At 66.0% G+C, this 13,118-nt stretch carries 12 protein-coding genes; 6 read left to right on the top strand and 6 right to left on the bottom strand.

The window, feature by feature from the left end; translation table 11 throughout:
• The first annotated feature begins 19 nt into the window (after positions 1 to 19).
• Positions 20 to 766: a triose-phosphate isomerase gene (tpiA, locus tag SP6_RS15405; RefSeq protein ID WP_007404000.1), complete on the top strand. Its 747-nt coding sequence runs from the start codon at positions 20 to 22 to the stop codon at positions 764 to 766.
• A gap of 117 nt (positions 767 to 883) precedes the next feature.
• On the opposite strand, the gene SP6_RS15400 is transcribed toward tpiA, so the two are convergent.
• Both SP6_RS15400 and SP6_RS15395 read right to left on the bottom strand, forming a co-directional pair.
• Positions 884 to 2,263, bottom strand: coding sequence for a leucyl aminopeptidase family protein (locus SP6_RS15400; protein WP_007404211.1), 1,380 nt, complete (start codon positions 2,261 to 2,263; stop codon positions 884 to 886).
• Positions 2,260 to 3,660 (bottom strand): serine hydrolase domain-containing protein, encoded by a 1,401-nt coding sequence (locus SP6_RS15395; protein WP_037567971.1) that lies wholly within the window; start codon positions 3,658 to 3,660, stop codon positions 2,260 to 2,262. Before SP6_RS15395 ends, SP6_RS15400 begins: the two co-directional genes overlap by 4 nt.
• A 323-nt stretch (positions 3,661 to 3,983) precedes the next feature.
• Between SP6_RS15395 and SP6_RS15390 the strand changes: the two genes are divergently transcribed.
• Positions 3,984 to 4,373, top strand: coding sequence for an MAPEG family protein (locus SP6_RS15390; protein WP_007404148.1), 390 nt, complete (start codon positions 3,984 to 3,986; stop codon positions 4,371 to 4,373).
• Here SP6_RS15390 and rimO read toward each other — a convergent pair.
• The gene (gene rimO, locus SP6_RS15385) at positions 4,357 to 5,697 is read right to left on the bottom strand and encodes a 30S ribosomal protein S12 methylthiotransferase RimO (protein ID WP_042469351.1); all 1,341 of its coding nucleotides are present in this window, start codon (positions 5,695 to 5,697) and stop codon (positions 4,357 to 4,359) included. The genes SP6_RS15390 and rimO overlap by 17 nt on opposite strands.
• A gap of 118 nt (positions 5,698 to 5,815) precedes the next feature.
• On the opposite strand from rimO, the gene SP6_RS15380 reads away from it, so the two are divergent.
• On the top strand, positions 5,816 to 6,910 hold the full coding sequence (locus SP6_RS15380) for an anhydro-N-acetylmuramic acid kinase (RefSeq protein ID WP_007404026.1): 1,095 nt from the start codon (positions 5,816 to 5,818) through the stop codon (positions 6,908 to 6,910).
• 2 nt (positions 6,911 to 6,912) lie between these two features.
• Here the strand turns inward: SP6_RS15380 and SP6_RS15375 are convergent, their stop codons facing one another.
• From SP6_RS15375 to SP6_RS15365, 3 genes are all read right to left on the bottom strand, one after another.
• A complete protein-coding gene (locus SP6_RS15375) occupies positions 6,913 to 7,170 on the bottom strand; it encodes a hypothetical protein (protein WP_037567968.1) in 258 nt (85 codons plus the stop codon).
• A gap of 58 nt (positions 7,171 to 7,228) precedes the next feature.
• A complete protein-coding gene (locus tag SP6_RS15370; RefSeq protein WP_007404020.1) occupies positions 7,229 to 7,774 on the bottom strand; it encodes a CHAP domain-containing protein in 546 nt (181 codons plus the stop codon).
• Positions 7,775 to 7,891: 117 nt separating this feature from the next.
• Positions 7,892 to 8,545 carry a DUF6975 family protein gene (locus SP6_RS15365; RefSeq protein ID WP_007404090.1) on the bottom strand — a complete coding sequence of 218 codons (654 nt, stop codon included), beginning with the start codon at positions 8,543 to 8,545 and terminating at the stop codon, positions 7,892 to 7,894.
• 221 nt (positions 8,546 to 8,766) lie between these two features.
• On the opposite strand from SP6_RS15365, the gene SP6_RS15360 reads away from it, so the two are divergent.
• The 3 genes from SP6_RS15360 (at position 8,767) to SP6_RS15350 (ending at position 13,084) form a co-directional block, all read left to right on the top strand.
• Positions 8,767 to 11,022, top strand: coding sequence for a S9 family peptidase (locus SP6_RS15360; protein WP_007404115.1), 2,256 nt, complete (start codon positions 8,767 to 8,769; stop codon positions 11,020 to 11,022).
• A gap of 148 nt (positions 11,023 to 11,170) precedes the next feature.
• Positions 11,171 to 11,887 (top strand): MgtC/SapB family protein, encoded by a 717-nt coding sequence (locus SP6_RS15355; RefSeq protein ID WP_007404186.1) that lies wholly within the window; start codon positions 11,171 to 11,173, stop codon positions 11,885 to 11,887.
• A 171-nt stretch (positions 11,888 to 12,058) separates the two neighbouring features.
• Entirely contained in the window at positions 12,059 to 13,084 is a 1,026-nt protein-coding gene (locus tag SP6_RS15350) for an aspartate-semialdehyde dehydrogenase (RefSeq protein ID WP_007404084.1), read from the top strand.
• Positions 13,085 to 13,118: the final 34 nt, after the last annotated feature.

Genomic DNA, 13,118 nt, shown 5'->3' with positions numbered 1-13,118 from the left:
ACTTATGGGAGCCCCTGAAATGGCACGGCGCAAACTGGTGGCGGGCAATTGGAAGATGAACGGTTCCCGCGCGGCACTGGCCGAGCTGGACGCCGTCGCGGCGGCGGCTCAGGCGGCACCGGGCATCGACGTGGCGATGGCGGTCCCCTTTACCTTGATCGCGCCGGCGGCCGAGCGGGTGCCGAGCCTGTCGATCGGCGCGGAGGATGTGCATGAGCGCGACTCGGGGGCCCATACCGGCTGCGTCTCGGCGGGGATGGTGAAGGAGGCGGGCGCGCGCTTCACCATCGTCGGCCATTCCGAGCGTCGCGCCGATCAGGGCGAGACCAGCCAGGACGCCTGGGCCAAGGCGGCGGCGGCGCATCGCAACGGGCTGCAGGTCATCCTGTGCTGCGGCGAAACCGAGGCAGAGCGCAATGCGGGCCGCGCCGAGCGGGTGGTGCAGGCGCAGATCGAGAAGTCGGTGCCCGACAATGCCGATGGCAGCTGGTTCACGCTGGCCTATGAACCGCGCTGGGCGATCGGCACCGGCCAGACCCCGACCGTTGAGGAGATCGCGAGCATCCACGCTATTGCGCGTGCCAAGCTGCGGATGCTGATCGGCGATGCGGCGGATGAGGTGCGTATCCTCTATGGCGGCTCGGTGACGGGCGACAATGCCGCGACGCTACTCGCGGTTGAGAATGTCGATGGCGCGCTGGTCGGCGGGGCGAGCCTGACGGCGGCCAAATTCGTGCCGATCATCGAGGCGGCGGCGCGGTTGTGATTTCGGGGTGAGGGCGGAGCGTGCCCTTCGACTCCGCTCAGCGTGAACGGCTGTTTGGATTGAAACCCAACCCCCGTTCAGCCTGAGCGTAGTCGAAGGCCACGCCCCGACCGCGCCTCAGGCCCCCGAATACCGCTCCTTCAACATCCGATACGCCGCGCGCAGGGCATAAGCATCGCCTCCCTTGGGACGCCCCGGCTTGCGCGACGGCCGCCAGGCGAACACGTCGAGATGCGCCCAGGCCGTGTCCTTCGGCACGAATCGGCGCAGGAACAGCGCGGCGGTGATCGCCCCCGCAAAGCCGCCATCGGGCGCGTTGACCATGTCGGCAATGTCCGATTTCAGCATCTCGTCATAGGCGTCCCAGAGCGGCAGGCGCCATACGGGGTCGTCCTCTTTCGCCGCCGCCGCGAGCAGATCGGTGGCAAGCCGTTCATCGTCGGTGAACAGCGGTGGAAGGTCCGGACCCAACGCCACGCGCGCCGCGCCGGTCAGCGTGGCGAAGTCGAGGATCAACTCCGGCTTCTCCTCACCCGCCCGGGTCAGCGCATCGCCCAGGATCAGGCGACCCTCGGCATCGGTATTGGTGTTCTCGACGGTCAGGCCCTTGCGCGTCCGCAGCACGTCGCCGGGGCGGAAGGACGCACCCGATACCGCATTCTCGACCGCCGGGATCAACAGGTGGAGCCGCACCGGCAGCTTTGCCGCCATCACCAACCCCGCGAGTGCCAGCGCATGCGCCGCGCCGCCCATATCCTTCTTCATCAGCCGCATGCCGGCGGACGGCTTGATATCGAGCCCGCCGGTGTCGAAGCACACGCCCTTGCCGACGATCGCGATGCGCGGATGGGCAGGATCGCCCCATATCAACTCGATCAACCGGGGCGCGCGCTCGCGCGTGGCGGCCTGGCCGACCGCGTGGATCATCGGATAGTCCCGTGCCAGCGTATCGCCCGCTGTCACCGTGATCTGCGCATGATGGAGACGGGCGAGCGCTTCCGCTTCCGCTTCCAGTTCCGCCGGGCCGAGATCGCCCGCGCCGGTATTGACCAGATCGCGGACCAGCGCGGTGGCGGTGGCGATCCGGATGACCTCCTCCCGGTGCGCGACGTCACCGGTCAACAGCACGCGGTCGCCAGCGGCCTCGCCCCTGCGATAGCGGGTGAAGCGATACTGGCCGAGCAGCCAGCCCAACGCGTTGGCACCGACCTCCGCCTCGTCGAGGCGATAGGTGCCTTCGGGCAGGGTCTCGGCCAGCTTGGCCAGCGCCCAGGGCGAGGCGGGATCGGTCACGCCCGCGACGACAGCGACGCCATCGCCATGCGGCACCAGCAGATGGGTATCGGCTTTGGCTGAGAAGCGCTGCGCCGTCGCCAGTATGCGGGTGGTGGCGGGTTGCTGGCTCAGCCAGCCGGCAAAGCCGTCGGCGGACAGGAGGGTGATCGTCTGGGCGGCCTGACCGCGATCGGGCTGAAGCAGGGGGGCGAAGTCGGTCATTCGACGGGGCTCACCAGAAATTGTTCGATGCGGCCCTGCGCACCGGGCTCGGCATAGGTGCTGATCCGCAGGCTGCGGCTCGGATAGGTCACGCGGTAGGCGCGGTTGACGAAGCCACCGCGCAGCCGGGTCTTGCCGACCTGCTCGATCTTGGTCGGGCTGCCCAGCGGCGACAGGCTCGACTGATAGTCGGCGAGCGTCGATGGCGTGAAATAATAGGCCGCATCCTCGGTCAGCAGCGAGCGGTCGAGTCGGCCGGTCTGCAACTGGCCATAGACCTGCTTCGTCCGATCGAGCGCGGCGGCGTCGGCATTGTTCGTCTGTGGCTGGGGGAGGATGACATCGGCGATGCCCTTGGCGATCCGGCCTTGCGCGTCGGCGAACCAGGCATTGACCGCGACGACGATCGCCGCCTTGTCCTCGGGGTACACGATATTCTCGGTCAGGAAGCCCACCGCCTCACCGCTATGTTCGACGATCCGGCGACCATCGGTCACACCGATGCCGACGCCCAGCCCGTAATTGGTGCTGGAGCCGTCGGCCAGCTTGACCGGCGTTTCCTGCTCCGCCCAGTCCTTGGCCGGCAGCAGCGTGCGGTTCATCCGGGCAATGTCCCACTTCGCCAGATCCTGCGGCGACATGGACAACTCGCCCGCCGCATAGAGCCAGCCGGGCGCGGCCGGCGTCTCGACCCGCACGGGGCCGAGCGCGTGGCGCAGATAGCCCTGCGGGAAACCGGGGCCGATCGCCTTGTCCTGGTCCAGAGCGCGGATGCCGAGCGGGCGGAAGACGCGGGTCTGGAGGAACTGAAGCAGCGGCTCACCCGAGACCTTCTCGACGATCATGCCGGCGACGACATAGCCGGTGTTGGAATATTGCCACTGGGTACCGGGCTGGAAATCGAGCGGCGCCTTGGCCCAGCGGTCGACAATGCCTTGCGGCGTGGTCGGGGTCGCCATCGCCTTGAAGCTGTAATCCTGCGGCCAATAGTCGCGCAGGCCCGAGGTGTGGCTGAGCAACTGGCGGATGGTGATCGTGTTGCCACCCGTGATGCCGGGGATATACTTGCCGACCGTGTCGTCGAGCGACAGCTTGCCCTCGTCCGCCAGCAATTGGACAGCGGTCGCCGTGAACTGCTTCGACACCGAGGCGATCTGATAGGGCAGGGTCGGATCGGCGGGTCCTTTCTGCCCCTCGAATTGCTTGCCATAGGCCTTGGCGAGCACGGTCTTGCCCCCGCGCACGACCGCGATCGAGGCGGAAGGGACGCCGGTATCGGCCAGCGTCTTCGTCACCAGCGCATCGATCTTCTGGGTTTCGGCCGTGGTGAGCGCCTGGGCGAGCAGCGGGGCGGGGGCGATGAACGCGATCGCCGCCAGCAAATGGGGGTATCTCATGCGCGCCAAGGAAGCAGGTTTGCGGGGGCGGTGCAACGGGGTGTGGAGCGTGGGCTCCGCCTGAATGGCTTTTGCAAAATTACCCCTACCTACGTTTAGCCTGAGCGCAGTCGAAGGCCATGCTAGCACATTCGCCACGCGTGATCCGGGGTTACGTGGACGGGGTTTCCCTTGGCCTTCGACTGCGCTCAGGCTGAACCGGGGTGGGGGTGAATTTCTTTACCACCCCGGCGGAGTCCGGGGTCCAGTCGCGATGCTTTGCGTTGGAAGAGGTATGGCATGGGATCCGGCCTTCGCCGGGGTGGTGTAAGGGGTAAGGGCAAATGACGACCGAACTGACCATTCTCGGCTGGTCGATCATCCTGCTGTTCGTCCATATCGCGCTGCAATCGCAAATGGCGACGCTGGACCGGGGCATTGGCTGGAATGCAGGACCGCGCGATGGAACGCCTGCGCCATTGGGGCGCTATGCCGGCCGTGCCGAGCGGGCATCGGCTAATTTTCGCGAGACCTGGCCCGTGTTCATCGCTCTCGCGCTCGGCCTCGCGGTGACGGGGCAAAGCGGCGGCATCGCGGCGACCGGCGCTTGGGTGTGGTTCCTCGCGCGGGTCGCCTATGTGCCGCTGTACATCTTTGGCGTCCGCTATGTGCGGTCGCTGGCCTATCTGGTGTCGATGGCCGGACTGGTGATGATGCTTATGCGTTTCCTGTGACGGGGACGCCGTACAGGTCGTGCTCGTCGGCATCCTCGATTTCGACTTTCACGATGTCGCCGACCGACAGATGGCCGGCATCGCGCAGGAAGACCTCGCCGTCGATCTCGGGAGCGTCGGCCTGGCTACGGCCGGTAGCACCGCCTTCCTCGTCCACCGCGTCGATGATGACGGGCAGGGTGCACCCGACCTTGGCGGCGAGCTTGGCGGCGGAGATGGCGGCGGTCTTTTCCATGATCCGCGCGTAACGCTCTTCCTTCACCTCTTCGGGGACGTGATCGGGAAGCGCATTGGCGGCGGCACCCTCGACGGGCTCGAAGCGGAAGGCGCCGACCCGGTCGAGCTGGGCTTCGTCCAGCCAGTCGAGGAGATACTCGAAATCCTCCTCCGTCTCGCCGGGGAAGCCGACGACGAAGGTCGAGCGGATCGCGATGTCGGGGCAGATGTCGCGCCACTGATGGATGCGCTGCAGCACCTTGGCGTCGTTGCCGGGGCGCTTCATGCGGCGCAGGACCGAGGGCGCGGCGTGCTGGAACGGGATGTCCAGATAGGGCAGCACCAGTCCTTCCGCCATCAGCGGGATCACCTGATCCACATGCGGATAGGGATAGACATAATGGAGCCGCACCCAGGGTGCGATCTTGCCGAGTTCGCGGGCGAGGTCGGTCATGTGCGGCACGACCTCCTGCCCCTTCCACATCCGCGGTTCCTTGCGGATGTCGATGCCATAGGCCGAGGTGTCCTGGCTGATGACCAGCAGCTCGCGCGTGCCCGCCGCGACCAGCTTCTCCGCCTCGCGCAGGATAGCGTCGGGGCGGCGGCTGACCAGATCGCCGCGCAGCGACGGGATGATGCAGAAGCTGCACCGATGGTTGCAGCCTTCCGAAATCTTCAGATAGCTGTAGTGACGCGGCGTCAGCTTCAGCCCGGCGTCCGGGATCAGGTCGATATAGGGCGACAGGTTCGCGGGCGCGGCGGCGTGGACCGCCTCCACCACCTGCTCATATTCATGCGCGCCGGTGATGGCGAGCACGTCCGGGAAGCGGGTGCGGATCGCCTCGGCTTCCTTGCCCATGCACCCCGTGACGATGACGCGACCGTTCTCCTTGATCGCCTCGCCGATCGCTTCCAGGCTTTCCTCCTTGGCGGAGTCGAGAAAGCCGCAGGTGTTGACCAGCACGACGTCCGCGCCGGCATAGTCGGGCGACATCTGATAGCCATCGGCGCGGAGCTGGGTCAGGATGCGTTCGCTGTCGACCAGATTCTTGGGACAGCCGAGCGAGACCATGCCGACGCGCGGCGGAGTGGGGAGTTTGGTTGCCATGGGATGCGCGCGCACATAGTCCAAATCGGACCGCTTTTCCAGATGCGCTTGCGCCATGTGGTCGACAGGCCGCCACGATCCCGGCATGAGGGGCGAAACTTAATAAGGGTTAGGCGTGATGCTGGCGATCGGATTGATGTCGGGGACCTCGCTCGACGGCGTGGATGCCGCGCTGATCGAGACCGATGGCGAGGCGCAAGTCCGGGCGCTGGCCTTTCGAAGCGAGCCCTATTCCGACGCCGCGCGCGCCGAACTGGCCGAGGCGACCGCGCTGGCGCTGACCTTCGAGCGGCCGCGCGCCAGTCCGCCGATCGTGGCGGCCAGCGAGCTGATCGTGCGTACCCATGCGATGGTCGTGCAGAAGCTGTTGCGCGATGCCGGGCTCGCCGCCGATGCGGTCGATGTGATCGGCTTTCATGGCCAGACGGTGGCGCACCGCCCCGATCGCGGCTGGACTTGGCAGATCGGCGATGGCCAGGCGCTGGCGGATGCGACCGGGATCACGGTCGTGGGCGATTTCCGATCCGCCGATGTCACGGCGGGCGGGCAGGGCGCGCCGCTGATCCCGGTCTATCATGCTGCACTAGCCGGCGGGCTGGAGAGGCCGGTTGCCATCTTGAACCTGGGCGGTGTCGCCAATATCACCTGGATCGGGCGTGACGGATCGCTGGTCGCCTTCGATACCGGACCGGCGAACGGGCTGATCGATCATTGGATGGAGGCCGAGTCGGGTCAGCGTTTCGATGCGAACGGCGCGCTGGCGGCGGCGGGGCGGGTCGAGCCGACCGTGCTCGACACGATGATGGACAATGACTGGTTCGACTTGGCGCCGCCCAAGTCGCTCGACCGCAATGATTTCACCATTCAGCCGGCGCGGGGCCTGTTACCGGCGGATGGAGCCGCGACGCTGACCGCATTCACCGCGCGGACGGTGGCGCGTGCGCTGGACCATCTGCCGGAGCGGCCGCGTCGCTTGCTGGTCGCGGGCGGCGGGCGGCACAATGCCACGATGCTGGCGATGATCGCCGCCGAGACGGGTCTGACCCCCGAGTCGACCGACACGCTCGGTTGGAACGGCGACGCGCTGGAGGCGCAGGGCTTCGCCTATATGGCGGTGCGCCGGTTGCGCGACCTGCCGATCAGCTTTCCGGGCACGACCGGCGCGCCCGAGCCGATGACCGGCGGCGTCATGCATCACGCCGCCGGCGTGTAGGGTCAGCGGCGGGGCGCGACCTCTGTTCGAACCTTGGCGGGAACCGGGCAGCCATCAACGCTGCGCCATACCGCTAGATGCGGCTCGGCGGCGGGCATTTCGTTAAGCTTGCGGGGGCCGGCTTTGTCCGTGGCGGCGGGGCTGGCCACCCGGTCGCCATGCGGCACGCAGCGCGCTAGGGGCTGACCATGGGTTGGCATGGTGTTCGGCACGTCTTCACCGATGGACGACAAGGTCAGTAACGCAACGAGCAACAGCATCGCCACTCTCCTCCCAAAGAATAGGCGACAGCCTATGCCTTATCGGGCAGGACGGCAATCAGCGCGCGACATAGGCGTCGATCAGCGCGCCGACATAATCGGGCCTCTCGCTGGTCAACTCGGGCGCGGTGCGGCCCTTGCCATAGATGAAGCCGTAGAGCGGATAGGTCGAGCTGCCCAGCCCGTCCGAGTCGCGGAACCAGACGCGCACGCTGCTCCAGTCATTGTTGGGCGACACGTCGAACAGCGTGACGTCCTGTTCGGCATGTCCGCGCTCGCCATTCTGGATAGACCAATTGGCGTGGGTGAGCATCAGCACCCGGTCCTCGACGACGCGGCTGACCACCGCGACATGGCCCAGCGGCAGGCGGCTGGTCTTGGCGAAGACGACGACCGCGCCGACGCGGGGGGCATGTCCGCGCGGATATTTGCCCTCTGCCTGGCTCCACCAGGTCCAGGCATCGCCATAGATCGCGATGCCGGAGGCCTGGCGGGCAAAGGGCACGCACTGCCCGACATAGTCGAGCAGCGAGCGGGCAGGGGCGGGCGATGCGATCGCTACTGCGCAGAGCGACAAAGTTACGGGGGGAACGATGCCTTTCATGGTCACCATGCTGCTTTCGCAGGATTAACCTGGACCTGCCCGATATGGTTAACGCCGTGGCAGGTCGGTAAACGGAGTGTTGCGTACGCCCGGTGGAGGGTACGCGCCGCCATGCCCCTATCCCCGACGCGCGCTCGCGCGGGCTTCGAGCAATTCCCAAAGGCCGCGATGCTGGGTGAGCAATTGGGTGGCGCCGAAGCCGCGTGCGCGGGCGATGCCCATGGCGGGATCGTCGCCATCTACCTCGCGCCCCAAGGGCTCCGGCATCAGGCCGGGGGGCGATTCGATGCCGAAGCGGCGGGCGGCATGGTCGAGCAGTTGGCGGATCATCCGCCAGTCGAGGATCAGGGCGGACACGGCACCGGTCGCACAGCCGCGCCGGTCGGAATTGGCGAGCATCTCAAGCGTATGGCGCAATTGGGTGAGTGCGGTGTCGGCCTGCGCCTGTCCCGGCGTCGAGGGCAACGGACCGGCGGCGGAGGTCAGGTTGGCGAGAAAAGCGCGTTCATGGGCAAAGGCGTTGGACGATCGGATCAGCCAGGGCAGCGTCTCGATCTGGATGCCGCGCGCCATCGCATAATCGATCATGCTGGGGTGATTGCCGTGCACGGTACACAGCGCATGGACCGCATCGGTCAGGTCGTGAAGCAGGGCCTGGGGCAGCAGCAGCGCCTGGACATGCGGATGCCCGGCGCTACCCAGCCTTGCCAGGATAGCGTCGATATCACCGCGTCGGTCATGCTGCATGTCATATGCCGTCGTGATCGTCATGTCCGTTCCGATAAACCTCCCGCCCCCGACCGGGGAGGTACGCCGCCCTTTTGCTCCCGATCCTTGGTCCTATCCGCTTTTCCTTAACGCCGGGTTTACGAATATTCGGGCGGGCGGCATTCCGACCGACGCGGATGCCGCTTTACGGATGCGGGCACGCCCGCGATAACGCGCGCCATGCGCCGGGATACGCGGCGAAACGATGGTTTGGAGTGCTATGGATGCGCAAATGGGTGCTGGGTCTGGCGCTGGCTTCGGTCGGGGTCTCGGTCACGTTCGGACTGGGGGTGCCGGCCATGGCCGCTGATCGGAATGAGAAGGTGGGCGAACTGACCCTGGACCGGGTGTTCGGCAGCCCCGACCTGTCGGGATCGCAGCCGCGCGGATTGCGCCTGTCGCCCGACGGGACGCTGCTGACCTCGCTGCGCCCGCGCGCCGATGAGAAGGAACGGCTCGACCTCTGGGCGCGTGACACGCGCACCGGCGAGGAGCGGATGCTGGTCGACTCCAAGAAGGTCGGCTCGGGCGCCGAACTGTCGGAAGCCGAAAAGATGCAGCGTGAGCGGGCGCGCATCGGCGGGTCGAAGGGGATCGTCGCCTATGACTGGGCACCCGATGGCAAGTCGATTCTCGTGCCGCTCGATGGCGATCTGTACCTTGCCGGGCTGGACGGGCAGGTCCGCCGCCTGACCAACACGCCCGGCGGCGAGCTGAATCCCATCGTCAGCCCCAAGGGCGGCTATGTCAGTTTCGTGCGCGACCAGAATCTCTGGGCCATGCCATTGGCCGGCGGCGAGGCGCGCGCGCTGACCAAGGAGGGCGGCGGCACCGTCCATTTCGGCGAGGCGGAGTTCGTCGCGCAGGAGGAAATGCACCGCTTTACCGGATACTGGTGGAGCCCCGACGAGCGTTACATTGCCGTCGAGCGGTTCGACGATGCGCCCGTCAAGGTCGCGGTCCGCGCGGCGATCGGGGCCGCAGGGACCAAGGTCTATGAACAGCGCTATCCGGCGGCGGGCACGCCCAATGCGCTGGTCGACCTGTACGTCATGAAGGCGGACGGATCGGGGCGGGTGAAGGTCGATCTCGGCAGCAATCCCGACATCTATCTGGCCCGGGTCGACTGGACGCCCGACGGTTCAGCGATGCTGGTTCAGCGCGAGAGCCGCGACCAGAAGACGCTCGACATGCTGCGCGTCGATCCCAAGACCGGCAAGTCGACCCTATTGTTCACCGAGCGTTCGGGCGACCGGAGCTGGCTGAACCTGTCCGACGCCTATCGCCCGATGAAGGACGGCAGCCTGATCTGGCGGTCGGAGCGGGACGGTTATGGCCATCTCTATCGCTTCGCGGACGGCCAGTGGACGCAGCTGACCAAGGGGCCCTGGGTCGTGACCGGCCTAGTCGGCGTCGACGAAGCCAAGGGCCGGCTCTATTTCACCGGGCTGAAGGACGATGTGCTCGAACAGCATCTCTATGCCGTCGACATCGCACAGCCCAACGTCATCACCCGCCTGACCGAGCGCGGCTATACCAACAGCGCGTCGATGGACTCCTCGGCCAGCCGCTTCATCGTGTCGCGCTCCAGCCCGACCCAGCCGACGCAAATCTATCTGGCCGATACGACGGGCAAGCGGCTGAACTGGATCAACGAGAATGCGATTGTCGCGGGGCACCCCTATGCGCCTTATCTCGCCAGCCACCGCGAGACGAAATTCGGTACGATCAAGGCCGATGACGGCACGACGCTCTATTGGGAAATGATCACGCCCAAGCTCGTGCCCGGCAAGCGCTACCCCGTCTTCTTCCAGCATTATGGCGGCCCCGGCACCGGCCAGCAGGTGACGCGCGGCTGGCAGGGCGCGCTGCCGCAATATCTGGTCGATCAGGGCTGGATCTTCTTCCAGATCGACAATCGCGGCTCGTATAATCGCGGCAAGGCGTTCGAGGATGCCATCTATCATGCGATGGGCACGGTCGAGGTTGCCGATCAGTTGGCGGGCGCGAACTATCTGAAGTCGCTGCCGTTCGTTGATCCGAACAAGATCGCGACCTATGGCTGGTCGTATGGCGGCTATATGTCGATCAAGATGCTGGAGAAGACGCCGGGTGTCTATGCCGCCGCCGTGTCGGGCGCGCCGGTGACCGACTGGCAGCTTTACGATACCCATTATACCGAGCGTTATCTGGGCGACCCACGCACCGATCCGCAAAGCTATGCGACGTCGCAGGCGATTACGGATGCGGCGAAGATCCGCGATCCGTTGATGCTGATCCACGGCATGGCGGACGACAATGTCTTCCTCGACAATGCGACGGCCTTCGCCGCCGAGATGCAGAAGACGGACACGCCGTTCGAGATGATGCTCTATCCCGGCCAGACCCACCGGGTCGGCGGGCCGGGCGTCTCGCAGCATCTGTGGCACACGATCCTGAACTTCCTCGACCGGACGGTGAAGGATAAGCCGACGAAGTAACCCGATCCTCCCCGGTACGGGGAGGGGGACCATGCGAAGCATGTTGGAGGGGGCGTGCCGCGAGGGGTGACCTTTGTGGCACGCCCCTCTCCGTCAGCGCTGGCGCGCTGCCACTTCCCCGTAACGGGGAGGGTTTACGGATCTGCACATGGCATTTCTGAAGACCTTCCACCTCTGGCCGTTCCTCGACACGGCAATCAGCTATCTGACCGCCTTCATCCTCGGCACCGTGATCGGGGCGGAGCGGCAGTATCGTCAGCGCACCGCCGGGCTTCGCACCAATGCGCTGGTCGCGATCGGCGCGGCGGCGTTCGTCGATCTCGGCCAGCGGCTGGGCGGCGATGTCGAATCGATCCGGATCATCGCCTATGTCGTCTCCGGCATCGGCTTTCTGGGCGCGGGCGTCATCATGAAGGAGGGGATGAACGTCCGCGGGCTGAACACCGCCGCGACCCTTTGGTGCTCGGCGGCGGTCGGGTCGATCGCGGGCAGCGACATGGTGGCCGAGGCCGTGCTGCTGACCATCGTCGTCCTCCTCGCCAACACGGCGCTGCGTCCGCTGGTCGACGCGATCAACCGCTTCCCCGTCGAGGGGCGGCATATCGAGGCGACCTATTCGGTCAGCCTGACGACCGATGCGGCGAATGCCGGCCCGGTCGGCGACCTGCTGGTCGAGCATCTGGAAGGCGCAGGGCTGCCAGTCGGCGAACTCGAAACCGAGGAACTGGGCGAAGGCCAAATGACGGTCACTGCGACCCTGACCAGCACCATCGTTGAGGCGGGCGAACTGGATCGGATCACCGATCATTTCCAGACCGTTCACGGCATTGTCCATGCCACCTGGGCAGCGAGCACCCACGATTGATGCGACAGCCGGATGATTCTGCGCTGTCACCCCGGCGAAGACGGAGGTTCAGCGGTAACGCTCTTGCCCCTAAACCCCCGCTTGCCCTTGCCAAACGCGCACTTTTCGCAAAGTTGGTGGACGCGTCCGCGCAATGACGCTACCGGCTCACGCTTCCGAGTGGAGGGTTTAATGGGTTATCGCGTGGTGGTCGCCGGGGCGACGGGCAATGTCGGCCGGGAAATGATCAACATTCTGGCGGAGCGGGAATTCCCGATCGACGAGATCGCGGTCGTCGCGTCCTCGCGCAGCCAGGGCGACCAGATCGAATTTGGTGAGACCGGCAAGATGCTCACCATCAAGAATATCGAGCATTTCGATCCGACCGGCTGGGACATGGCGCTGTTCGCGATCGGATCCGACGCGACCAAGGTCTATGCCCCCAAATTCGCCGCCGCCGGTTGCGTCGTGATCGACAATTCGTCGCTCTATCGCATGGACCCGGACGTGCCGCTGATCGTGCCGGAAGTGAACCCGGATGCGATCGATGGCTACAAGGCCAAAAACATCATCGCAAATCCCAACTGCTCGACCGCGCAGATGGTGGTGGCGCTGAAGCCGCTCCACGACAAGGCGACGATCAAGCGTGTCGTCGTCGCAACCTATCAGTCCGTCTCGGGCGCGGGCAAGGCGGGCATGGACGAGCTGTTCGAGCAGAGCCGCAACATCTTCGTCGGCGACCCTGCCGAGCCGAAGAAGTTCACCAAGCAGATCGCGTTCAACGTGATCCCGCACATTGACAGCTTCCTGGACGACGGCTCCACCAAGGAAGAGTGGAAGATGGTGGCCGAGACCAAGAAGATCCTCGATCCCAAGGTGAAGGTCACGGCGACCTGCGTCCGCGTGCCGGTGTTCGTCGGCCATTCCGAGGCGCTGAACATCGAGTTCGAGGACGAGATCTCGGCGCAGGAAGCGCAGGACATCCTGCGCGAGGCCCCCGGCGTCATGCTGATCGACAAGCGCGAGGACGGCGGATACGTCACGCCGATCGAATGCGTCGGCGACTATGCGACCTTCATCAGCCGCGTGCGCGAGGACTCGACGGTCGACAATGGCCTGTCGCTGTGGTGCGTGTCGGACAATCTGCGCAAGGGTGCCGCGCTGAACGCCGTGCAGATCGCCGAACTGCTCGGCCGTCGTCACCTGAAGAAGGGTTGAGAAGACCTGCTTCCTCCCCTTGCAGGGGAGGTGG

Source organism: Sphingomonas paucimobilis NBRC 13935 (assembly GCF_000739895.2).
Lineage (GTDB): Bacteria > Pseudomonadota > Alphaproteobacteria > Sphingomonadales > Sphingomonadaceae > Sphingomonas > Sphingomonas paucimobilis.
The sequence above is the reverse complement of the archived record's forward strand: the minus strand, read 5'-3'. Positions and strand labels throughout refer to the sequence as shown.